Genomic DNA, 24,250 nt, shown 5'->3' on the forward strand with positions numbered 1-24,250 from the left:
TACCCAGTCTTTACCTGCGCCTGACCGCCCCTGACGCTCTCGTCCTTACACTGAACTCATCCGGTAAACGACCGGCGACGAGACAAGGAGATTCACCATGCGTAAGACGCTCACCGCCCTGCTGTTCGCAGCCACCCTGCCCACCCTGGCCATGGCAGCACCGCAACCTCCCGCCCACGGCCCAGGTGAAGGCCCGCGCGAAGGCATGGCCATGATGCATCACCGTGGCCATGGGCCAATGGAGCAGTTGGGCCTGACCCCTGAGCAGCATCGCCAGGTCGACCAGCTTCGGGGCGAGCAGATGCAACAACGTCGGGAGATTACCCGCAGCTACTTGGACAAACTGCCAGCCGCCGAGCAAAAGAACATGCGCGACGCCATCACCGCCAGCGAGACCAAGACCCGCAGCGCGATCCGCGCCCTGCTGACCTCAGACCAGCAAAAGCAATTCGATCAGATGAACAAAGCGCAAGACGAGCGCCGTGCCGAATGGGCTGAGTTCCAGGCCTGGAAAGCACAAAAAGATAAAAAGGCCGAGTGATCATACGCAACGCCTGACGCATCATCCAACCCGGCCACTCATGGCCGGGTGTTCTCGTTGAATGAAGGAGTGCCCCGGTGCGTTCATTGTTTTGGCGGATCCTGGCCAGCTTCTGGCTAGCCATTACCCTGGTGGCGGGCCTGTCGCTGCTCATGGGGCACATGTTGAACCAGGACACCTGGATCCTCAGCCGACACCCTGCCCTCAAGCATTTTTCCGAGAAATGGACGCAACGCTTCGAAGCCGAAGGCGCCGACGCGGCGGAACAAATGCTGGAACAACACAAGCGCCGCTATCATGTGGACACCCAAGTGCTTAACGAAGCCGGTGAGGCCGTAGTGCCAGGAACCTTTCCTCGCCGAGCGCAAGCGTTCGAGGCGCGAGAAAACCAAGGTGACCGTCACTTGCCTTGGCGCCGTCTGACTGCTGAATACACCAGCCCCACGACCGGTGATACCTACCTGTTCATCTACCGCATCCCACACCCCGAGCTGGACGCTTGGCACCGAGAAAGCCTGCTGTGGCCGGTGGGTGCACTGGTGATTGCCTTGGTGGTGCTTACCCTGTTCAGCCTGTTGGTCACGCTATCCATTACTCGCCCACTCAAACGTCTGCGGGGCGCCGTGCATGATCTGGGACAAGCTACCTATCAGCAACACACCCTGGCTCAACTGGCCGGCCGCCGTGATGAGTTCGGAGTGCTGGCCAATGACTTCAACCGTATGGGTGCGCGGCTACAGAGCCTGATTACCAGCCAGCGACAACTGCTGCGCGACGTGTCCCATGAGCTGCGCTCGCCCCTCGCCCGCCTGCGCGTGGCCCTGGCCCTGGCCGAACGCGGCGGGCCGCAGGAGCGTGAACGGCTGTGGCCTCGGCTAACCCTGGAATGCGACCGCCTGGAGGCCTTGATCAGTGAAATCCTGGTGCTGGCACGGGTGGACGCCGAGCAGACCAGCGCGCAAGCGGTAACACTCGATCCGTTGCTGCGTAGCGTGGCGCACGACGCCATGCTCGGCGCCCCCGATCAAAACGTTACCGTAACCGTAGCGCCCACGCTGGCGTTACGTGGATGGCCAATGTTACTGGAGCGGGCCGTAGACAACCTGTTGCGTAACGCAGTGCGTTTCAACCCCGCTGGGCAGCCCATCGAAGTGACGGCCGAGCCCGATGAAGGCGGCATTGTGATCAGCGTGCGCGATCATGGCCCAGGCTGCCCGCCTGAGTATCTGGCACAGTTGGGCGAACCCTTCTATCGCGCCCCTGGCCAGGCGGCCGCCGGCCATGGCCTGGGCCTGGCCATCGCGCGCCGGGCCGCCGAGCGTCAAGGTGGGAAGCTGGTGCTGGACAACCATCCGCAAAGCGGTTTCGTGGCGCGGCTCGAGCTGCCACTGGAGCCGCCTTCGGCGGCGTAACCTTGTGGCTTCAGGCGCGGCCAGGCCACGCCTCTACACAGCCTTCGACCGACGCCCTGCTGGCAGGGCGCATGTCGTGGGCCGGTGTGCCCAGGTAGATGAAGCCAATAATCTGCTCATGCTCCGCCAAGCCTAGGCCCGTGGCCACGGAACGGGCAAAGGACAATTCGCCGCTGCGCCACATCGCGCCTACCCCTTGAGCGTAAGCGGCTAGCAACAGGCCGTGCACTGCACACCCGGCGGTGAGTACCTGCTCGCTGGGGGGCACCTTAGGGTGGGGGCGCACCACGGCGACCGCCACGACCACCAAAGGCGCACGCAGCGGCCCCTTGCGGGCTTTTTCTACCGCCGCCTCGTTTACCTCGCCGCCCTTGGCGATGGCAGCCTCGGCAAGCAGTTCGCCCAATGCGTGGCGCGCGTCACCCTCCACCGTGAGGAAGCGCCATGGCCGTAACTGACCGTGGTCCGGGGCACGCAGGGCCGCCTCGAACATGACTTCACGCTGCGCCTGGCCGGGCGCAGGGTCTACCAGACGGCTGACTGACACACGTTCGAGCAGGGCTTGCAGCGCTTCCATTGGGCATTCCTCGTAAGATCGATGCCGTCAGTCTACCGTTTACAGCGCGCCGCTCGCAGGTAAAATGTGCCCCCCTCAACGGCCAGCGTGGGCCCAATGTCACTGCAAACCCTCCGAGTCATCGGCTTCATCATCGGTATCTTCCTGCTGACGCTGGCGGCGGGTATGGCCATTCCCATGCTGGTTCAGCTTGTAGATCAGCACACCGAAGACCTGCGTGGCTTTCTGTGGGCCAGCCTGATTACCTTCGTCACCGGGCTTGCGTTGGTTGCCCGTGGCCGCCCCGAACACAGCAACCTGCGCCCCCGCGACATGTACCTGCTCACGGTGAGCAGCTGGGTTGTGGTCGCGGTGTTCGCCGCCCTGCCCTTCCGCCTGGCCGAGCAAGTGAGTTATACCGATGCGTTTTTTGAAAGCATGTCGGGCATCACCGCCACGGGGTCCACGGTGCTGAGCAACCTGGACACCATGTCCCGAGGCATCCTGATCTGGCGGTCTTTGTTGCACTGGCTGGGCGGTATTGGCTTCATCGCCATGGCAGTCGCCATCCTGCCGTTACTGCGCATTGGTGGCATGCGCCTATTCCAGACAGAATCCTCAGACCGCTCGGAAAAACTCATGCCCCGGTCCCACATGGTGGCCAAGTCCATCGTGCTGGTGTATGTGGGCATCACCGGGGTGGGTACGGTAGCGTTGTGGCTGGCCGGCATGGGTTTGTTCGATGCGGTTAACCATGCCATGTCTGCTATCTCCACAGGGGGGTTCTCTACCTCTGATCAGTCTTTGGCCAAGTGGCACCAGCCGGCGGTTCACTGGGTCGCCATTGTGTTGATGATCTTGGGCAGCCTGCCCTTTACCCTCTACGTGGCCACCTTGCGGGGTCACTATTGGGCACTGTGGCGCGACGATCAGGTACGTGGGTTCCTGTCACTGCTGGCGCTGTGCTGGCTGGTGTTGGGCGCCTGGTATTGGTGGAGCACCGACTTGCCGTGGTACGACGCACTGCGGCATGTAGCCTTCAACGTCACCTCTGTGATCACCACCACCGGCTTCGCCTTGGGGGATTACAGCCTGTGGGGTAATTTCGCCCTGATGTTCTTCTTTTACCTGGGCTTTATCGGCGGCTGCTCCGGGTCAACGGCGGGGGGCATCAAGATATTCCGTTTCCAGGTGGCGTTCATTTTGCTCAAGGCGAGCCTGAACCAGTTGATTCACCCGAGGGCAGTGATCAGCCAGAAGTACAACCGTCACCGCCTCGACGAAGACATCGTGCGCTCCATCCTCACGTTCTCGTTTTTCTTTGGCGCGACCATCGGGCTCATTGCCCTGGCGCTCGGGTTGCTTGGGCTGGACTGGATGACCGCCCTCACGGGCGCCGCAAGCACGGTATCCGGCGTGGGCCCAGGCTTGGGGGATACCATAGGCCCCGCTGGTAACTTCTCGCCTCTGCCCGATGCGGCCAAGTGGTTATTGTCGTTCGGGATGCTGCTGGGCCGGCTTGAGATCATTACCGTGTTGGTGCTGTGCGTTCCGGCCTTCTGGCGTCATTAAGGGCGGCAGGGGTCATAACCCTGCCAGCATCTGCCGGGCCGCTTCCCGAGTGGTCTCGTCTGCGTCCCGGAGCAGCTCGTGCAGCAGCCAGTCCGCTTCCTGCAACTGCCCCTGGGCCAATAACGACCGCGCCTGGTCCAGCCTGTCTGCTGCCAGGGCCTGGCTTTCAATGCTATCGAAGTCGATGCTTAGCTCTTCAAGGTCGGGCATAGCCTCTGGGGGCAGTTCGTAAACCGAATCGGCAACATCGTTGTTCGATGGGCTGGAAAGCTCTGCCGTTTCAAAATCCGACAGTGACGATGGCGCCTCGGCGAAATTGTCCAGGAAGGCTGCGTCCAAGTCATGCTCGCCTGCGCCCTGGACGGTAAGGGGTTCATCGGCGAAGTCGCTGAGGAACTCCTCCTCCGGCAGCTCCATCACCTCAGGAAGTTCTCGCAGGTTAGAGAAAAACATTGCATCGGAGGTGGCGTCCGGGGTGTCAACACCAGCGTTTGGAACCGGCGATGCTCGACCCGCCGGTGCAGGGGGCCGCTCGAAAGGGTCCATGGAGGACCAGTCTGCGTCCAGCGAGAGGTCGTCCAGGTTCAACTGGAAGGCCTCTGGCGCGTCCTCGCGTTCATGCCGAGGCGCGGCCAACTCCAGGGGGCTGTCCAAGTCCCCCAGGTCATCGAAATCGATGTCCATGTCTGACGTTTCATCGGCCGGAGGCAGAGATGAGAGCGTGGGCTCTACCAGGGTGACCTGCGGTTCCAGGTCCACGGTAGCGCGCGGCGCCTGGCCTTGCTCGGTCGAAGCCACCCGGTTCGCCGCCAGTGCGCCTACCCCCCCAGCGCCGGCAGCAGCAAGGGCCACGGCGGCTGGGGCCAGGCGCGGGAAGCGTGCGCGGGTTTGATCGAGCACGGCGTCCTGTTCGCCGTTGGCGCGCAGTGCCGCCTCTTCTTCGGCATACCCATGGGCATCACCTTGAAGGCCCAGTACTTCGAGAATACGCAAGCGCAAATCCCGGCGGTCGGGCTGACGCTGCAGGCCCTCACGCAGAACGCCCAGCGCTTCATTGAAGCGCCCGTACGCAATGTAGATGCTGGCGGCGTCCAAGGCATCAGTGGCAGGCCCTTGTTCACGGCGCGCGGCGGGTACGGGGCTGGAGGGCAGCTGCAACGCTGCCTCTTGAGCAAGGGGCGGGGCGGGTGCGGCAACGGTAACCGGCAATAGGTCAGGGGCGGGGCTGGCAGGTCGCTGCCGCCTGCGTTGCAACACCCAGGCGGCAATCAGCAGCAGCAAGGCGCACAAGGCACCCAGTTGTAATAGCCAGGTCAGGTCGCTGGTTTGCGGAGCGACTACCAGGGGCGTTGCAGCCCTCGGGCGGTTGGCCGGCGTACTGTTCGCTACCGGGGCCGTTGCTGGGGTAGTGGAGGCGACAGCTGACGATGGGCCTGCCCGAGGCTGTGTGGAGGGTGCGGCACCAGCGGGTGTGCCAGCAATCGCAGCAGTGGCTGGCGGTTCAGCAGGCCGTACGGTCGCAGCGGCTGCCCGGGCGGCAGCTAGCGCCTGCGCCTCGGCCAGCTGGGACTGCAGCTCTGCCAGCCGGCGGTCTTTTTCCTCACTGTCTTCTTCAAGGTTTTGTACATGCTCTTGAAGGGTGTCTACCGACTGCTGAAGCTGTTGGTTCTGGCTGGCGGTAGCCGTCAGCGCCTCGCTGCTGGGCGAAGGTGCCGAAGCGCCTCGATTGCTTGCAGTACGGACAGCGGCTGCGGGCGGGTTTACGGGCGGCGACACGGGCGCCGGCATGGGCGCTACGGAGGACACCGGCTCAGGGCGAGCATTGGTCGCAATCAAAGGCGGTGCCAATGCCACCGCCCCTGGTGGGTCGATCAGTACGGTATAGGTGCGCAACACTTGGCCAGTGGGTTGAGTGACCTGCACGATAAAGCTGAGGTAGGGCTCTACGACAACTTTGCTCGAACTCACATGGATAACGTTGCGCCCGTTTCGAAACACGGGCGTGAAGCGTAGGCCCGTCAGAAAAAACGAGCGCTCTACGCCTGCTTGAGCGAAGGCTTCGGCGCTTGCGAGGCTAACATTGAGGTCACTCTCGTCCAGCCCTGCGATGTCCGATAACGGGATATCGGCGTTTAAGGGCTGGTTGAGTGCCGAATGCAGGCTTATCTCTCCCAGGCCAAGGGCGCTGGCTGCGCTGGCCCACGCCAATGCGCAGCCTCCTAATGCTGAGTAAAGAGCCAGTCGCATGGCTGGAGGCGGCACGAGCCGGGCGGTGCGGGTAAAACGCTTGCGCATGAGCATCCCTTGGGAACGGCTTCCACTAACTTCCTTATAGCCTGTGGCTGGCGAAACTCAAAGTACCAACACAGGGGCCGGTGTTTATCCACGCTTTTCAAGGTTATCCAACAGCCTGGCGTGCACAGCCATGGCCGTTGCGACATCTTGCTCGGCGATACCACTGAACAGTTCGAGGCGCAGCGTGTTAGCAATGGTTTCAATCTGTTTGATCAGCGGCCGTGCCGAGTCGCTGAGGCTGATTTGCTTGGCGCGACGATCTTCCATTACCGCATGACGTTGCACCAGGCCTTGTGCTTCAAGGCTGTCGAGCAGGCGAGCCAGGGTCGGGCCTTCAACGCCCACGCTGGCGGCAAGCTCGCGCTGGGTGGGCGCTGCGTCAAAGCGGCCCAAGTGCAAGAGCACCAACCAGCGCGCCTGAGACAACCCCAGGCCCGCCAAGCGGCGGTCCAGCTCTGCGCGCCAGGCACGGGACAGGTGTGCCAACTGCATGCCAAAGCGGTGTTCATCTGTAAGGGCCATGGAAGCTTCATCCATCTACAATTATTAGCCCCCTAATCATGCGCTAGTGAGTGGGGCAAGGCTAGCGCTCGGCTAGAGGCGCTCGGCTAGAGCTCGAATTCAGATTGCAGCGCCGCGCGCACGCAATACAACACCCCCTCCGGAACTTTGCCCTGGAACTGCTCGGCAATGTCGCTGACTGGCGGCAATTCACCCTCGCCATCAAGGAAGGCGTCCTGGATCTCGCTCAGCACCTCGGAGGGAAGGTCCAGGGCCTGTTCCAACGACAACTGCTGCGCGCTGATGGCCTCAGCCAATAACGCATAGACGTTCTTTTCGCTGCAGTTAAGCTGGCTAGCAACCTGGGTAGGCGTCATGCCAGCCCGTGCAAGGCTCACCAGTTCGTGGCGCAGGTCTACCACGGGTGCAGGCGCAGGCGCGGCCGCTCCACCGAGCACTTCCAGAAATGCCTGGCCATAGCGCTCCAGCTTGCGAGCGCCTACCCCACTCACCCGCCCCATATCAGCCAGGCTGGCCGGCTGGCTGCGGAGCATTTCGAGCAAGGTGGAGTCAGGGAAAATCACATAAGGCGGCACGCCATGCTCCTCGGCCAGTCGCCGCCGCAGCGCACGCAAGGCCTCCCACTGGTCGCGCTCCTCGCCCCGTACCAGTTGGCTGGCCGGGCTGCCACCGCTGGCGCGCGCTGCGGCTTGAGGCTTGGGATCATGCCGCAACTCTAGCGTGACTTCACCCCGCAACAGCGGCCGGCAGGCGTCGGTCAACCGCAGCCCGCCAAACCCTTCGAGGTCGATATCCGCCAGGCCGCGTGCTACCAATTGACGGTACAAGGTTCGCCATTCGCCTTCATTACGCCCTTTACCCACGCCGAACACCGCCAGCCGCTCATGCCCTGACGCACGAATTTTGTCGTTCTCACGGCCTAACAGCACGTCAACCAGGTAGCCCACGCCATAGCGCTGGCCCGTGCGGAAGATAGCCGAGAGCGCCTGACGTGCAGGCTCGGTAGCGTCCCAGGTTTGCACGCCATCCACGCAGTTGTCGCAGTGCCCGCAGGGCTCTGGCATGGTTTCATCGAAGTACGCCAGCAGGGCCTGGCGACGGCATCGGGTTTCTTCGCACAGGGCGAGCATGGCATCGAGCTTGTGCTGCTCAACCCGTTTGTGACGCTCATCACCTTCGGAGTTCTGCATCATCTGCTTGAGCATGAGCACGTCCTGAAGCCCATAGGCCATCCAGGCGTCCGCCGGCAGGCCGTCGCGGCCCGCGCGGCCTGTTTCCTGGTAATAGGCTTCCAGCGACTTAGGCAGGTCCAGGTGGGCCACATAGCGTACGTTGGGTTTGTCGATGCCCATGCCAAAGGCGATCGTGGCCACCATGATGAGCCCTTCCTCGTTAAGGAAACGCTTTTGGTTGAACGCGCGCAAGTCGGCGGGCAACCCTGCGTGGTAAGGCAACGCAGGGTAACCCTGCTCCACCAGTTGCGCGGCGATTTCGTCGACTTTCTTGCGCGACAGGCAGTAGATGATCCCGGCGTCGCCTTTGCGTTGGCTGAGGAAGGTAAGCAATTGCTTGCGAGGCTGCTCCTTGGGCACGATCCGATAGAAGATATTGGGCCGGTCGAAGCTGGACAGGAAGCGCTCGGCATCGTGCAAGGCGAGTCGGTTGACGATTTCTTCGCGGGTTCGCTTATCCGCCGTAGCTGTGAGCGCAATGCGAGGTACATCGGGAAACAGCTCTGCGAGTTGGCTTAGCTGGAGGTATTCAGGGCGAAAGTCATGCCCCCACTGAGAAACGCAGTGAGCCTCGTCGATGGCGAACAAGGCCACGTTCAACTGGTGAAGGAAATTGAGCATCCTTGGTTGCAGCAAGCGCTCGGGCGCCAGGTAAAGAAGTTTGATCTCGCCTTGGCGCAACCGAACGGCCAGCGCGCGTTGCTCTTCAGCACTTACCGTGGAATTGAGCGCTGCCGCCGGAACGCCAAGTTCGTCCAGTGTCGCAACCTGGTCATCCATCAACGCGATCAGGGGTGATACGACGATGGTGATGCCTTCTCGTAGAAGTGCCGGGACCTGAAAGCACAGGGATTTGCCGCCCCCGGTGGGCATCAATACCAAGGCGTCCCCGCCTCGGGCCACGCGCTCGATGATCGCACCCTGCCGACCGCGGAAACTGTCGTAGCCGAAGACGTCCTTGAGTACACGTTGTGCCTGTTCGAGCATGCATCACTCCACGTATCGCAACACCGTCAGCGGAGGCAGCCGGTCGCAAAAAAGGCGCCTAGTATACCAAAGTGCCGAGGCACAGCGGTTTTCCGTGGCTGGCGGTGGCGCTTACCCGCCTGTAAGGCCTAGAATTGAGCATTGTCATTTCTCCCCAAGGTAGCAATTAATGTCCTTCGCCGAGCAACTCACCCGCCTGCAGGTCTTTCTGGATGCCGATGAGCTCCATGAAGAAGCGCTGGATTACGTAGCGGCGCATGGCTACCTGACCGCGCTGTCGATTTCCACCGAGGAAGTCCCAGAGCGCGAATGGATCGACGCGCTGTTCGCAGAACAACCTCGCTATGCCGATGACGCTGAACGTGAAGCCATTGAAGCCACGCTCGTTCAGCTCAAGGCCCATATCGCCAAGCAGCTGGCAAGCGACGACGAGTTCGAGCTGCCGTGTGACCTGGACTTGGGCGACGATCCCGATGAATCAGAGCTGCGCGGTTGGTGCATTGGCTTCATGGAAGGGGTATTCCTGCGCGAAGCCGCCTGGTTCGAGTCAGCCGAAGACGAAGTGAGTGAACTGTTGCTGCCTATCATGGTAGGTTCGGGCCTGTTCGACGAACAGCCAGAATTCGCCGACATCGCCAGCGATGCCGACCTGCAATCGGAGATGGTGGTGCAAATTCCGGAAATCCTCACCGGGCTGTTCCTGCTCAGCCACGCACCCGACGAAAAGCCTGCGTTGCTGAAGCCACGCAAGCATTGATCGAAGGGTTGTCTTCACCGCGCCAGTAGAAGCCAACGCCAGTTGGCGAAAGCGTAAGCCGTGTCTGGCCCGCTTCGCCAACTGGTGTTGGCTCTTACACATAGCGGTAGTTGGCGAAGGCCGCGAGGGGTGACCCTCGCGGCTTTTTGCATTACGCCGTGTGATCTACCTTCAGCGAGTGGTCACCCAGCAAGCCGTTGATGATGGCGGAGTTGTTTTGCAGGCCAACAACCATGCCATTGGCATCGGTGCTCACGTTGTAGGCCTGGGCCACGTTGACGTGTTGCAGGTCGATGCTCTGCACCGGCGCGCTGCCGGGTGTAGTGCTGACGTCGATGGTCGACACCACATTGTCGCCGCTACCGGTGACCTTGAAGCTGAGCAGGTTCTCCAGCCCGCCCTTGGCCGCATCCCCTAACAACGCGCCCAAATCCAAGGTATCGGTGCCCAGCTGGAAGTCGCTGACGGTGTCGGTGCCGCTGTCGCCAGCATGCCACACGAAGGTATCAGCACCTGCCCCACCGGTGAGCGAGTCATCGCCCGTACCGCCGATCAGCGTGTCGTTGCCCTTGCCGCCGACCAATTGGTCATTGCCTTTACCGCCGTCCATCACCAACGCCGTATCACCGGCGTGGAAGATGTCGTCGTAATCGGAGCCGACCAAGTGCTCGATGCTGGTCAGGGTTTCACCCGCCGCCCAGCCACCGTTGACACCCTCAGGCCGCAAATCTACGGTAACGGCACTGGTAGCTGCCTGGTAGCTCACGGTATCGAACCCTGCACCGCCATCAAGGATCACGGTATCGGTCCCTGCCAACAGCACGTCGTTGCCCTGACCACCGTGCAAGGCTTCGACGCCCTGCCCTGCTACCAGGGTATCGTTGCCATCGGTCCCGGTGACCACCGGTGCCGGCGCCGACTCGCCCGCTGCATAGGCCGCCGAATGCCCATCGTGGGTGTCTGTAGCTACAGGCTCAGGCGTAGCCGCGGCTGCGGTTTGTACACCGCTGTAGTCCAGGTTCAGGTTCAGCTGGTACTGCTCAGTGGCTGCAGAGGCATCCACGTTGGTCACCTTCAGGTGATAGGTGCCATCTGTCGTTGCGGTCAAGGTATTGCCGGCCAGGGCGGTATAGCTGCCATCGCCTACGGCGTAGCTCAGGCTCACGGCGCCGCTGCTGATCGCCGCTGAATCCAGGCTCAGGGTTTCACCGTGGCGCAGGTTCACGCTGAGCGTGTCGCTGGCATCGGTAGCGTGCGCGGTACCCAGGGTGCCGGTGATAAGCAGGGCCGCCGTGAGCGCCAGGGTGTTCGCGTAGAACTGCGAGCGCTGCACCTCTAGGCTGTTGCCAGTCACTGCCAGCGTACCTGCACGGCTGGCGGTGAAGTCCATGCCTGCGATGGCTGTGTTAACGGTGATCGCGTTCGGTGCGTCCATCAGGCTGGCGATGTTGTTGGTGGTCGCAGGTGCATTCACGTTAACCGTGAGCGTCGAGCTGGCCGTGTCGCCATCGTTATCGATCAGGGTGTAGCCGATGCGCTCCACAGCGCTGCCATTGGTTGGCGCAGCGTCGTAGCGGTACTGGCCCGTTTCCAGATTGATAGCGAAGGTGCTGCCTTGGCTGGTCTCGACAGTCAGCATCTTGGTGGCGTTGTCGAAGCTCCAGGTACCCGCTGCGGCTGTGGTGCTCACCGCGCCTTTGCCATCGAAGGTGTAAGCGACGCCGTCGACACTGATGCCCTGCACATGACCGCCGTCCACGCCAAATTTAGCCACGCTGGTCAGGCTGCCGATGGCGGAGCCACCTCCCACGGTGTCGTTGAGCACTGTAGGCAATTGGGACAGATCAGTAACTACCACTGGAGCGGTGTCAGTGCCAGTAGTGCCGTCATAGGCGATAGGGTCCAGATACACCGCTTTGGCGCTGGGGCCCATGCCAATAGCGTAGGACTGGATCTGGTTCGCGTTCAGGAACGCCTGCCAGGCCGCCTGTTCATTGCCGTCGATGCCATCACCCAGCGCGGTGTCCGTCTTGTTGCCAGACTGACCGTTGCCGGTCTTTGGACGCTCGCTGGACAGCGTTGGGTTGCCATCTGACAGGAAGTAACTCACGTTCTGAGCGTTGGTCAGCTTCCCAGCCGTCGCCCACGCCTGCTCCGCGCCGTCAAGGGCGTAGTCGTAGTTAGTACCGCCGCCGTTTGTGATCGAAGGGTCATTGATGGCATCGCGTGCCTGGCTGACGGTCATCCATTCGCTGCCCAGCACGTTTTCGTGGTTGTTGAAGGTCACGATCTGCACCTTCACATCACCTTGCTCGGCGTATTTGTCGAGCAGTTCGTTGATTGACTGCTTGGCCAGGTCCAGACGCGATAGGCCGTTGACCCGGGAGTCGTCACCCATGCTGTTGGACACATCCAGCACGATCAGCACGTTGGTGCTGGCCGTGGCAGAGGCCACGTTCTCAGTGATAGGTGCGGCAACGGGGGCATCATCTTCAATGCGCACGTTGAGCCAGGCCGTACCGGTGTCGCCATCGGTATCGGTGGCAACCAGCCTGAAGTCTTCGGACAGCTCGTTCTGACCGACGTTGTGTTGCTGCGCCTCAGACAGGGTGTAGCTGTAGCTCACCACGCCGGTGGTTGCGTTATAGCCGGTGATGGTCAGTTCGTTGCCCAACTGGCCGGTAACCGTTACTGGCAGGCCGGTCGCGTTACCGCCGATCACGTCCACGCCATCGATGGTCAAGGCTGCGAGGCCGTCTTTCGCGTCCAGAGTAAAGGTACCGATGCGGGTCAACGCTGCCGCATCAGGGTCGGTACCGCCGGGCAGATTGGCCTCGAACACACGCTGCTCGCCGCCGTCCACGCCCAGGTTGACGAAGGTCACCGGGTCGTCGAGGTTCTGCACATTGACGGTCAGGCTGGAGATTGCAGTGTCACCGTCGCCATCCACGATGGAATAGCTGAAGGTATCGGTCGCATTGCCGACGGCTGCGTTGCCTGCCAGCAGCGCCTTGTAGGCGGCGCCATTGGTATCGAGCGTGTAGGTGTAAGTGCCATCAGCCGCCAACACCAGCGTGCCGTAGGTACCGGTGTAGGTGCCAGCGTTGGTGACCGGGGTAGCGTTGGTGTCTGCGCCTACCAGGTCGTTGCTCAGCAAGTTGCCAGACACCACCGTTGTGGTGTCATTGACGCTGGTGGTGTCGCTCACCGCGACAGGGTTGTCATCTTCGATGCGAACGTTGAGCCAGGCTGCGCCGGTATCGCCGTCGGTGTCGGTAGCGATCAGGTGGAAGTCTTCGGACAGCTCGGTCTGCGCCTTGCCAGAGTTGTTCTGTTGGGCCTCGGACAGCGTGTAGCTGTAACTCACCACGCCCGTGGTGGCGTCGTAGCCGGTGATGGTCAGCGCGTTGCCCAACTGGCCGGTAATAGTTACCGGTAGGCCCGTCGCGTTGCCACCGATCACCGCCACGCCGTCGATGGTCAAGGTGGCCAGGCCATCCTTGGCGTCGAGGACGAAGGTGCCGGTGCGGGTCAAGGCCGCGGCATCCGGGTTGGTGCCGGTTGCCAGGTTAGCTTCGAACACACGCTGCTCGCCGCCGTCCACGCCCAGGTTGAAGAACTTCACTGGGTCGTCGAGGTTCTGCACGTTCACGGTCAGGCTAGCATTGGCAGTATCGCCATCGCGATCGATGATCGAGTACGCGAAGGTGTCGGTGGCCGTGCCGACGGCAGCGCCACCGGCCAGCAGTGCCTTGTAGGCCGCACCGTTAGTATCGAGCGTGTAGGTGTAGGTGCCATCAGCCGCCAACACCAGGGTGCCGTAGGTACCGGTGTAGGTGCCAGCGTTGGTGACCGGGGTAGCGTTGGTGTCTGCGCCTACCAGGTCGTTGCTCAGCACGTTGCCAGACACCACCGTTGTGGTGTCATTGACGCTGGTGGTGTCGCTCACCGCGACAGGGTTGTCATCTTCGATGCGAACGTTGAGCCAGGCTGCGCCGGTATCGCCGTCGGTGTCGGTAGCAATCAGGTGGAAGTCTTCGGACAGCTCGGTCTGCGCCTTGCCAGAGTTGTTCTGTTGGGCCTCGGACAGCGTGTAGCTGTAACTCACCACGCCCGTGGTGGCGTCGTAGCCGGTGATGGTCAGCGCGTTGCCCAACTGGCCGGTAATAGTTACCGGCAGGCCCGTCGCGTTGCCACCGATCACCGCCACGCCGTCGATGGTCAAGGTGGCCAGGCCATCCTTGGCGTCGAGGACGAAGGTGCCGGTGCGGGTCAAGGCCGCGGCATCCGGGTTGGTGCCGCTTGCCAGGTTGGCCTCGAACACACGCTGCTCGCCGCCATCTACGCCCAGGTCGAAGAACTTCACTGGGTCGTCGAGGTTCTGCACGTTCACGGTCAGGCTGGCATTGGCAGTATCGCCATCGCGATCGATGATCGAGTACGCGAAGGTGTCGGTGGCCGTGCCGACGGCAGCGCCACCGGCCAGCAGTGCCTTGTAGGCCGCACCGTTAGTATCGAGCGTGTAGGTGTAGGTGCCATCAGCAGCCAGCACCAGGGTGCCGTACGTGCCGGTGTAAGTACCTGCATTGGTTACCGGCGAGGTGATGGCGTCGGCACCCAAGGCATCGTTGCTCAGCACGTTGCCGCTGGCCACGGTCGTGGTGTCATTCACGTTGGCCGTGTCGTTGACGGCCAGCGGGTTGTCATCCTCGATACGCACGTTCAGCCAGGCGGTGCCCGAGTCACCGTCGCGGTCTGTGGCCACGACTTTGAAGTCTTCCGACAGCTCATTGCGGCCCAGGTTATGTTCCTGCGCGACAGACAGCGTATAGCTGTAGCTAACCACACCGGTGGCGGCATCGAAACCGGTGATGGTTAGCGCGTTGCCCAATTGCCCGGTGATGGTCACAGGCAAACCCGTCGCTGTGCCGCCGATCACGGCCACGCCATCGATGGTCAAGGTGGCCAGGCCGTCCTTGGCGTCGAGGGTGAAGGTGCCCACGCGGGTCAGTGCTGCAGCATCAGGGTCGGTGCCGCTGCTCAGGTTGGCCTCGAACACGCGTTGCTCGCCGCCATCCTGGCCGAGGTTACGAATGATGACAGGGTCGTCGAGGTTGGTGACGTTGAGCGTAAGCGACGCGGTGCTGCTGTCGCCGTCCGAGTCATTGAGCGTGTAGGTGAAGGTATCGGTAGCCGAACGTCCGCCGAACAGGTCCTGGAAATTGATCCCATTACTGTTGAGGGTGTAGGTGTAAGTGCCATCTGCAGCGAGAACGAGGGTGCCGTAGGTGCCCACGAAGGTCCCTGCGGTCACGCCACCACCGGCGATGGCATCAGCGCCTTGGGTATCGTTGGTCAACACGTTGCCAGTAACCGACAGCAGTTGCTCGGTCACAGGCACGGCCTGGGTATCGGCCACAGCGGTAGGTACGTCGTCCAGGATAACAACGTCCAACGTGCCAGTGGCAGTAGAGCCATTGGCGTCCACAGCGGCGACCGGAATGCTTTCGCCCAGGGTATTGGTGCCATCGCCCGCAGGATGAGTAGCATTCTCGGTAAGGGTGTAGGTGTAGGTGAGCGTTCCGGTGGCCAGGTCGAAGCCGGTTACAGTCAGCAGGTTACCGTCAGCGGTAGTGAAGGACTGCCCTAGCCCTATTACCTGGCCGGCACGGACCACTTCCAGGCTGCCCACCGACAGGCTACTGAGCCCATCCGGCGCGTTGACGGTAAAGCTGCCGGCTTGGGTAAGCGCGGCAGTGTCGGGCCTGGAACCAATAGGCAAATTGGCTTCATCGACGGCGACTTCGCCTCCCGCTATGTCCAGCCCGCCGAAGGTCACTGGATTATCCGTCGCAGGTGAGGAAGGAGGAACCGGAGGCGTTGGCGGAACAGGGGTAACCGGAGTGCCTGGAAGGCCAGGCGCACCGTCGTCCGCGCCCACCAACGGTGGCAAGGTAGGGTCCGGGAACTCCGGCGCGGGCGCCAAGCCTTCAGTCGGGAAACCGATGACGGGTGCAACGGCACCGCCCACTTCGGTGAGCAACACGAAACTGTGACCGCCGCCCCCGCTAGGCACGCCGGTCGGGCCGGTAGCCGTAGGGCCAGCGGCTGTGGGGTCGGTCACTTGGGTAGGGTCAGCGCCAGCGGCAATGGCCTGCTGCAACGCATTGACGTCGTCCAGGGCAGTGTCGGCCACGCGACCGTCCGTCACCTGAATATCTGGAGCCTGCTGATGCAGCAAGCCGTCGTTAAGAACCAGACTGCTGCCGCGGCCCAGGGCGATATCCTGCCCACTTTGCAAATGAACCGAGATCGCGCCGCCTACTCCGGTGTCCAGCTGTTCGCCGGCATACACCCGATCCCCCTCGACCAAAAGACGACGGGTGCCATCACCGGCAACTGCGAATACCTGCCCTACTACTTTGCTGACGACACCGATCAAGCTTGCCATTTACCCACTCCTCCATTGCTAATCAGCCCCAGGCCGCTGCGCAAAGAAGACAGGAGATGTGCCCCGGAGTTCACGAGGCGCTGGCAATTTGCTAGCCCACCCCATGTCAAAACTTTGTGAAATGACGAATAATGCGAAACCAGTTCGCAATATTAGGGTCACAGAAGCCCTGATCGAACATGAAGGCAATTTGCCACACGACTGGCGGCGTCAAAAAATCGCCACCTTACGACTGTTCAAAAATCCTTCTAGAGAACGATCTACCGATCCTTTGCAACGCTGATTGTAAGCCGTTTAAAAAATCCCTGAACGGCCCCGCATCTCGGAGCGTTCAGCTTACTGAACGATGCTAAGATCGCCTGAAACACGACCTGGGTCATAAGTTTATTTAGGAATAAAGCTTATGAGAAAAAGGTATTAGCAACAAATAATTTTACGTGCGGCGCTGGTGTTAGCATCCGCACACGGAAGCACAAAGATTTCCGCCAAATTTTTGGCGACTGCCATTACTAGGGACAGGGAGAAGTATACCGATGCGCACCTTTACACCTATCTGCAGCGCGGTGTTATTGGCACTAGGGGCCATGCAGGCCCATGCCATGACGCTTCAGGAGGCCATTCAGAGCACCGTGGATACTCACCCGGAGCTGCAATCGAATATCAACCGTCGCCTCGCCGCTGATGAAGAGGTAAAGGTCGCCCGTGGTGCTTACCTGCCCAGCGTAGACTTCGTAGGGGGCTATGGCCGGGAAAATTCCGACACACCCACTACGCGCTTCCAAGGTGGGCACCATAAGGAGCTGCTGACCTACACCACTTCAGAGCTGCGCCTGCGCCAAATGCTGTTCGACGGCTCCAGCGCTACGCGTGAAGTTGCGCGTACCGAGTCGGTGACGAACTCGCGTGCGTTTTATGTGCAGGGTGTTGCCCAAGACTTGGCGCTGCGCGCGGTCGAGGTGTACCTGGAAGTGCTCAAGCGCCGTGAGCTGGTAGACCTGGCCAAGAACAACTTGCAGGCCCACCTGCGAGTGAACGACCAGATCGGCCTGCGTACTGAACGGGGTATCGGTAGCACTGCGGACAGCGACCAGTCCCGTGCACGTCGCGCCTTGGCCGAAAACAACTACCAAACCGCGATGGTGGACTTGGCAGACGCTGAGGCCAACTTCTTCAGCGCTACGGGCCGCATGCCTGACGAACTGGAAGCACCGCCCACCATTCGTGGCGAGCTGCCTGGTGAAATCGCAGACGCTCGGCAGACGATGATCGACAACAACCCCTACCTCAAATCGGCACAGGCTGACGTGCAGGCTGCCGAGCAGCAGTACGAAGGGGCCAAGTCGCAGTTCTACCCACGGGTGGATGCAGAAGTGGCCGTAGGCGCCAACGATAATATTTCGGGCGAAGAAGGCCATGCCAATAACTGGCGCGCCGGTGTAGCGGTTAGCTACAACCTGTTCCGTGGCGGCAGCGATAAAGCACGGCTGCAGGCCGATGCGCATTTGATCAACCAAGCCATGGACATTCGTAACAATGCCCTGCGCAGCATGAACGAAAACATGTCGCTGGCCTGGAACGCCATGCTCAATGCGCGTCAGCAGGCACCTAGTGCTCGCGAGTACGCTGAGACTACTACCCGCGTACGGGCTGCGTATCAGAACCAGTTTGGCTTGGGCCAGCGCACGCTGCTGGACTTGCTCGACAGCGAAAACGAACTGTACAACGCCAACCGCCGCTATACCGAAGTGCGCTACACCGAGGAATACTCGATGTACCGCGTGCTGGCCAACATGGGCGTGATCTTGCCCAAAGCGAAAGTAGTGCTTCCCGCCAGTGCCGTTGCCGCCTCCGATGTAAAGAGCGAAGCCCACCTACCGGAAATGCGTTAAGTACCGGTTGATGCGAAAGGCAGGCCGCAATGGCCTGCCGTTAGAGCGCTTTCCCCTCCATGAAGCGCTCTACACCAATGCGGCGTCCACGATCAGAATCACCTTGCCTGACACCTGATTGCTTTCCAGTTCAGCAAAGGCTTTCTCCGCCTCACTGGCCGGGAAGGTTGCGGCAATCTGAGGGTTGAGCCGCCCTTCGGTGAACAGCGGCAATACTTGCTGCCCCAGTTCGCGAAGCAACTCCGCCTTGAAGTTGTCGTCACGGCTACGCAGCGTAGAGCCCATGAGGTGAACACGCTTGCCCAGTAGCAGGCCCATGTCCAGCTCTGCCTTACGGCCGCCCATGGTGCCGATCAACACCCACCGCGCGTCTTGTGCGGCCACGTCCAGGTTAAGCGCAGTGTAATTGGCGCCTACCGGGTCGAGGATCACGTCAAAGGGCCCGAGGGCTTTCAATGACGGCAAGCCATCGCCACGCAGTACGCCCCCTTGCGCCCCCAGCTTTTCGCAGTAGGCCAGGCGCTCCTTGGACCCCACCGTTACCCACACAGGGTTGCCGAAGGCTTTGCACAGCTGGATAGCGGCCGAGCCTATGCCGCTGGCGCCCGCGTGCAACAGGACCTTCTGGCCCGGCTGCAGCTGCGCCAACTGAAACAGGTTCAGCCACACAGTGGCGTAGACCTCCAGGATACCGGCCGCCTCCACCAGGCTCAGGCCTTCCGGTACTGGCAGCACATGACGGGCGTCTACCACGACCTCCTCCGCCATGCCGCCACCAGCCAGTAACGTGCACACCCGGTCGCCCACGTTCCAGGCCGAACCGGCACCCACTTCGCTGATCACGCCGGCGCACTCCAGGCCCAATACTTCACTGGCGCCTGGCGGCGGTGGATAGTGCCCTGAACGCTGCAAGAGGTCTGCACGATTGAGGCCCGCAGCGGCGACGCGTATGCGTACCTGCCCTACGTCACAGGTCGGCGTGGGCGCTTCTGCCCATTCCACATGCCCTTCCATACCTTGCAATGCTTTCACGCTACCTCCATAGTTAACTCAGAGTGAGCCCCGCGCCATGGCGTGGGGTTTTTTGCATTATGAGACCCACGTAACTCGCCGCCGCATGAACAGGATTTAATGTAGCGGCGTGGAACCGGTCCATTCAAAGACGGCCTAATATGCGTGATCAACTGTCCCCACGTCGAATGAGCATGAAGCAATTATTTCCCGGTACCGCCCTGGCACTAGGCATCAGTCTCAGCCTGCTGTCAGTCCCAGGCTTTGCGGCCAATAGCTGGAACACGCTTCAGCCCGACCGTGACGAGGTGATCGCCAGCCTCAACGTCGTCGAACTTCTCAAGCGTCATCATTACAGCAAGCCACCGCTGAACGACGCTCGCTCAGTTATCATCTATGACAGTTACATCAAACTGCTGGATCCGTCGCGCAGTTATTTTCTTGCCAGTGATATTGCAGAGTTCGACAAGTGGAAAACACAGTTCGACGATTTCCTTAAAGGAGGCAATCTCGACCCTGGCTTTACCATTTATAAGCGCTACCTCGACCGCGTGAAGGCCCGCCTGGATTACGCCCTTGGCCTTCTGGACGACGGTGTCGACAAGATGGACTTCACCACCCAGGAAACCCTGGAAGTCGATCGTAAAGACGCTGCCTGGCTGGCCAGTGGCGCAGACCTCGACGCCCTGTGGCGCAAGCGTGTCATGGACGAAGTACTGCGCATGAAGTTGGCCGGCAAAGATGCCAAGCAGATTCAGGAAACCCTGACCAAGCGTTACAAGAATCAGTTGGCACGGCTGGATCAGACCCGCGCAGAGGACATCTTCCAGGCGTATATCAATACCTTCGCGCAGTCTTACGACCCGCACACCAATTATTTGTCGCCTGATAATGCCGAAAACTTCGACATCAACATGAGCCTGTCCCTTGAAGGGATCGGCGCCGTGCTGCAAAGCGACAACGACCAAGTAAAGATCGTGCGCCTGGTGCCTGCCGGCCCTGCCGACAAGACCAAGCAGGTTGCACCGTCAGACAAAATCATCGGCGTCGCCCAGGCTGACAAAGAAATGGTCGACGTAGTGGGCTGGCGCCTGGATGAAGTGGTGAAGCTGATTCGTGGGCCCAAGGGCTCTGTGGTGCGCTTGGAGGTAATCCCTCACACCAATGCGCCCAACGATCAAACCAGCAAGGTGGTGTCGATTACCCGCGAGGCAGTCAAACTCGAAGAGCAGGCTGCCAAGAAGTCCGTGCTGCACCTCAACCAGAATGGCCATGACTACAAGCTTGGCGTGATCGAGATCCCAGCGTTCTACCTGGACTTCAAAGCCTTCCGCGCAGGTGACCCTGATTACAAGTCAACCACCCGCGATGTGAAGAAGCTGCTGAGCGAGTTGCAGAAAGAAAAGGTCGATGGCGTGGTCATCGATTTGCGTAACAACGGCGGCGGCTCATTGCAGGAAGCGACAGAGCTTACCAGCCTCTTTATCGAAAAAGGCCCGACGGTACTGGTGCGTAACAGCGACGGTAAGGTAGACGTACTCGAAGATGAAAACCCAGGCGCTTTCTACAAAGGCCCAATGGCACTGCTGGTAAACCGTTTGTCCGCCTCAGCGTCGGAGATCTTCGCAGGCGCCATGCAGGACTACCACCGCGCGTTGATTATCGGTGGCCAGACCTTCGGCAAGGGCACCGTGCAAACCATTCAGCCGCTTAACCATGGCGAGTTGAAGCTTACGCTGGCCAAGTTCTACCGCGTATCCGGGCAGAGTACCCAGCACCAGGGCGTACTGCCGGATATCGCCTACCCTTCGGTCATCGACACCAAAGAGATCGGCGAGAGCGCACTGCCTGAAGCGATGCCGTGGGACACGATCCGCCCCGCAATCAAGCCTGGCGCTGATCCGTTCAAGCCCTTCGTTGCACAACTCAAGTCGCTGCACGATAAGCGCACCGAAAGCGACGCAGAGTTTGCCTATATCCGCGATCGTCTTGCCTTGAGCCAAAAGCTGTCGGAACAGAAAACAGTCAGCCTCAATGAAGCCCAGCGCCGTACGGAGCACACAACCATCGAAGGCCAGCAGTTGGCCCTGGAAAATGCGCGACGCAAGGCTAAAGGCCAAGAGCCTCTGAAAGAGCTCAAGAAGGAAGACGAAGACCCGCTGGCCGCAACGCCAGACGATACCAAGCCAGAGGACGACGCCTACCTGAGCGAAACGGGGCGAATCCTTATCGATTACCTGAGGCTCAATACGCAGGTGGCCAAGCATTGACAACGAGGTGCGCTCTATACAAGCCGGGCTGAAAGCCTGGCTTTTTTATGCGCGCAGATTAGGCACGGCCTCGGGTATCAAGTAGTGATCACAGGCACGGATTGCACTGCTGAATGAGGTGAAAATTAATTGGAACCGAACGGAAAAGCGAGCCACTCAGGCGGTATAAGCTCATTTCGGGGTGACCTATGCTAACTGTCTCTTTCAGCCGCTCGCCAACCGCAGCTACGAATACTGCACAGACCGAAGCGGCTAAGAAGCCTAGCGAGGGCGGGGACGCCAAGGTAAGCGACAACCTTTCGTTCGGGAAACATATAACCGTATCGGGTGACTGGGTCGCCAAAAAAAGCCAAAGCCTCAATGGCGGACAGAAACTGATATTCGATGCGGCTGTAGGCGTACTAAAGGGGCGCGAGGGGGCTGCGGAAGCTCGAGAGCCTCACCAAGGTAAAAACAAGCAAGGTGAAGACGTCACCAAGTTCAAGATGGACATGCCCGGCTATAACCAAATCAGCATTGAGTTCGGCCTTGGGAAAGCGGCATCTGCCGCCAAAGCTGGAGTGGTGAGTTTTCTTGATGCGTTCAGTGAGAAAGGGCAGTCACTACTTTCTAAGGCTGATAACCTGGCTAACAAACTCCGTGGGCCTCAGCCTAACAGTTTGTCTGCATCGCGCTTCGTAGCGGGAGCACAGGCGCGCACGCCTCGGCCATACGCGCTCAGCGGCACAAACCTACCGCCGCAAAAACCCAACCCTGTGGTCGCGCCTGGTACCCCTAAACTGGGTATGAGCTCCGAAGAGCTTGAGCGAGCGCAAGAAAACGTAGCAAGCACCGATCCTGAATCGAAGGGCGTGGACTATGCCAGTAAATCGCCCAAGCAACCTGTTAGGCCAAAGGCCAAGCCCGAAGCAGCCTCTGCGGAAAAGACTCAGCCAGAGAACACCGAAATGGCAATGATCCTAGCCTCTGATGCAAAGAAACAGACTGCCAGCACGGGCACGCAGGCCGAATAAACCACCGAAGGCAAGTGACAAAATGATGGCGTTCTAGTCATCACCCTGTCACCTGACTGTCGTGAAATAGCAAGCCGGGCCTACATGCCCGGCTTTATTATTTCCGGCGGCAGGCTACCATGACCCTTACTGAACAGCACGGCGCCCTCAGTACCATCCTGAGCCAGGGTAACGTGCACACCTTGTTCCAGCCCATCGTGTCTCTTGCTGGACGTCGCCTGCTCGGATATGAAGCCCTTACCCGGGGGCCGTCCAACTCCGTGCTACACGCCCCCTTGAACCTGTTCGCCGTGGCACGCCAGACCGGCCATTTGAGTGAACTGGAAGTGATCTGCCGCCACGCCGCGTGCCGTCGATTCAGCGAGCAGGGCTTGAGGGGTAAACTTTTTCTTAACGTCTCGCCTGAATCCCTGCTCGAACCGTTACACCCGTCGGGCCTGACCTTGCAACTGCTGCATCAGTTTGGCCTGAACCCTGCTCAGGTGGTGATTGAGCTGACTGAACAAACGCCCACCGACGACTTTCAGCTGCTATCCCGTGCACTTCACCACTACCGGGCCATGGGCTTCACCATCGCCCTGGATGATCTGGGCGCGGGGTATTCAAGCCTGCGGTTGTGGTCCGAGCTGCGGCCCGACTACGTGAAGATAGACCGGCACTTTATTGAAGACATCCATCAGGATGCACTCAAGCGCGAATTCGTTGGCTCCATCTTGCAGATCGCGCGACGGTCCAAGGCGCTGGTCATCGCTGAGGGCATTGAGCAGATGGACGAGCTTACGGTCCTGCGTGAAATGGGCGTAGACCTGGTTCAGGGGTACCTGTTGGCCAGGCCCCAGGAACGACCACCGTTGGACGCCAGCCACCTGCTGCCCCCCACTGAGCCAAACCCAAGCGCTGGCCAAGTGCCCCAGGCACTTATGCAGCTACTGCGTGAACAGCCAACGCTAACCTGCGGTTCCCCCATGGCCCTGGTGATGGACGCATTCCGCCAGCGCCCCTGCTTGAACACAATCGCAGTGCTGGATGAAGCACACCGCCCTTGCGGCATCATTCGCCGCTCAGCGGTGTTTGGCTCACTCAGTGTGCCCGCGAACCGCCCCGCTGAGATGACCACCCAACAGTTGATGAGCAAGGCGTTCGTGGCTGTGGAGGTAAGTGACTCCCTTCAGCACGTGAGCCGCCTGCTGACGAGCAGCGCTCAGCCGCGCATGGATGAAGATTTCATCATTACCCAACAGGGCACGTACGTGGGGATGGGGCAGGCAATCGACGTACTCAAGCTTATTACCGAGTTGAGCGCGGAGCCTTTCTGGCGGAACACACAAGGTTAGCAGCGCCCATTCAAGGCACTGCGGCGGGGTAGGCATGCTCGAACACTCGCGCGACCTCGGACGCGTGCCAGGAAGCCGCTGCCAGGCCGTCCGCCGGGCCAGAGAACCGGCCCAGGCGCTCCACACATTCAAAAAACCCTGTGCGGGGCAGCCGGCTGGCGCCCTGGCTGATAACCAACGAGCTGCGCAAGGGCAGCTCAGCACGGGCATCCAATAAGGCTAGATGCTCAAGAGCAGCGGTGAGCGTTCGCATGGCAGGAGTAGGCAGTTGCAGGCGCTCAAGCAATGAACGGTAGGTCAGTAGTTGGCGATGCTGCCTAGCCGTGTCCAGCTCGCTCAGGAGCCCCTCCCAGTGCTGCTGGCTAATCCGTACTTTCATTCAGGGCCCTCCTCGCCTGCCATCCGATA

14 protein-coding genes and 1 pseudogene are annotated in these 24,250 nt (G+C 60.7%); 8 read left to right on the top strand and 7 right to left on the bottom strand.

The window, feature by feature from the left end; all coding sequences use genetic code 11:
- The first annotated feature begins 97 nt into the window (after window positions 1-97).
- Complete coding sequence (locus AC4LE2_RS13805) at window positions 98-541, top strand: hypothetical protein (RefSeq protein ID WP_491826304.1); 444 nt, start codon at window positions 98-100, stop codon at window positions 539-541.
- 77 nt (window positions 542-618) lie between these two features.
- Window positions 619-1,953 carry a sensor histidine kinase gene (locus AC4LE2_RS13810; RefSeq protein WP_491826305.1) on the top strand — a complete coding sequence of 445 codons (1,335 nt, stop codon included), beginning with the start codon at window positions 619-621 and terminating at the stop codon, window positions 1,951-1,953.
- 10 nt (window positions 1,954-1,963) lie between these two features.
- Here AC4LE2_RS13810 and AC4LE2_RS13815 read toward each other — a convergent pair whose 3' ends face one another.
- Window positions 1,964-2,530 (bottom strand): nitroreductase family protein, encoded by a 567-nt coding sequence (locus tag AC4LE2_RS13815; RefSeq protein WP_491826306.1) that lies wholly within the window; start codon window positions 2,528-2,530, stop codon window positions 1,964-1,966.
- A 96-nt stretch (window positions 2,531-2,626) separates the two neighbouring features.
- On the opposite strand from AC4LE2_RS13815, the gene AC4LE2_RS13820 reads away from it, so the two are divergent.
- On the top strand, window positions 2,627-4,081 hold the full coding sequence (locus AC4LE2_RS13820) for a TrkH family potassium uptake protein (RefSeq protein WP_491826307.1): 1,455 nt from the start codon (window positions 2,627-2,629) through the stop codon (window positions 4,079-4,081).
- Between the two features lie 12 nt (window positions 4,082-4,093).
- Here the strand turns inward: AC4LE2_RS13820 and AC4LE2_RS13825 are convergent, their stop codons facing one another.
- From AC4LE2_RS13825 to recQ, 3 genes are all read right to left on the bottom strand, one after another.
- Window positions 4,094-6,376: a type IV pilus assembly protein FimV gene (locus AC4LE2_RS13825; RefSeq protein WP_491826308.1), complete on the bottom strand. Its 2,283-nt coding sequence runs from the start codon at window positions 6,374-6,376 to the stop codon at window positions 4,094-4,096.
- A gap of 84 nt (window positions 6,377-6,460) precedes the next feature.
- Window positions 6,461-6,898 carry a MarR family transcriptional regulator gene (locus AC4LE2_RS13830; protein ID WP_491826309.1) on the bottom strand — a complete coding sequence of 146 codons (438 nt, stop codon included), beginning with the start codon at window positions 6,896-6,898 and terminating at the stop codon, window positions 6,461-6,463.
- Window positions 6,899-6,984: 86 nt separating this feature from the next.
- Entirely contained in the window at window positions 6,985-9,117 is a 2,133-nt protein-coding gene (gene recQ, locus AC4LE2_RS13835) for a DNA helicase RecQ (protein ID WP_491826310.1), read from the bottom strand.
- Window positions 9,118-9,286: 169 nt separating this feature from the next.
- On the opposite strand from recQ, the gene AC4LE2_RS13840 reads away from it, so the two are divergent.
- Window positions 9,287-9,874, top strand: a complete 588-nt coding sequence (locus tag AC4LE2_RS13840; RefSeq protein WP_491826311.1) for a UPF0149 family protein — start codon at window positions 9,287-9,289, stop codon at window positions 9,872-9,874.
- A 151-nt stretch (window positions 9,875-10,025) separates the two neighbouring features.
- On the opposite strand, the gene AC4LE2_RS13845 is transcribed toward AC4LE2_RS13840, so the two are convergent.
- Window positions 10,026-16,325, bottom strand: coding sequence for a retention module-containing protein (locus tag AC4LE2_RS13845; protein WP_491826312.1), 6,300 nt, complete (start codon window positions 16,323-16,325; stop codon window positions 10,026-10,028).
- A 533-nt stretch (window positions 16,326-16,858) separates the two neighbouring features.
- Between AC4LE2_RS13845 and AC4LE2_RS13850 the strand changes: the two genes are divergently transcribed.
- Window positions 16,859-18,214 (top strand): TolC family outer membrane protein, encoded by a 1,356-nt coding sequence (locus tag AC4LE2_RS13850; RefSeq protein WP_491826313.1) that lies wholly within the window; start codon window positions 16,859-16,861, stop codon window positions 18,212-18,214.
- 69 nt (window positions 18,215-18,283) lie between these two features.
- Here AC4LE2_RS13850 and AC4LE2_RS13855 read toward each other — a convergent pair whose 3' ends face one another.
- On the bottom strand, window positions 18,284-19,246 hold the full coding sequence (locus AC4LE2_RS13855) for an NAD(P)H-quinone oxidoreductase (RefSeq protein WP_491826314.1): 963 nt from the start codon (window positions 19,244-19,246) through the stop codon (window positions 18,284-18,286).
- A gap of 173 nt (window positions 19,247-19,419) precedes the next feature.
- Here AC4LE2_RS13855 and AC4LE2_RS13860 point away from each other — a divergent pair, with 173 nt between their 5' ends.
- The 3 genes and pseudogenes from AC4LE2_RS13860 to AC4LE2_RS13870 all read left to right on the top strand — a co-directional run.
- Window positions 19,420-21,495: a carboxy terminal-processing peptidase gene (locus tag AC4LE2_RS13860; protein WP_491828137.1), complete on the top strand. Its 2,076-nt coding sequence runs from the start codon at window positions 19,420-19,422 to the stop codon at window positions 21,493-21,495.
- Window positions 21,496-21,683: 188 nt separating this feature from the next.
- Window positions 21,684-22,508 (top strand): hypothetical protein, encoded by an 825-nt coding sequence (locus AC4LE2_RS13865; protein ID WP_491826315.1) that lies wholly within the window; start codon window positions 21,684-21,686, stop codon window positions 22,506-22,508.
- 119 nt (window positions 22,509-22,627) lie between these two features.
- A pseudogene (locus AC4LE2_RS13870) lies at window positions 22,628-23,815 on the top strand (EAL domain-containing protein); the annotation flags it as partial.
- A gap of 37 nt (window positions 23,816-23,852) precedes the next feature.
- Here the strand turns inward: AC4LE2_RS13870 and AC4LE2_RS13875 are convergent.
- Window positions 23,853-24,221: a hypothetical protein gene (locus AC4LE2_RS13875; protein WP_491826316.1), complete on the bottom strand. Its 369-nt coding sequence runs from the start codon at window positions 24,219-24,221 to the stop codon at window positions 23,853-23,855.
- Between the last annotated feature and the right edge of the window lie 29 nt (window positions 24,222-24,250).

The organism is Pseudomonas sp. 9.3L (assembly GCF_058536285.1).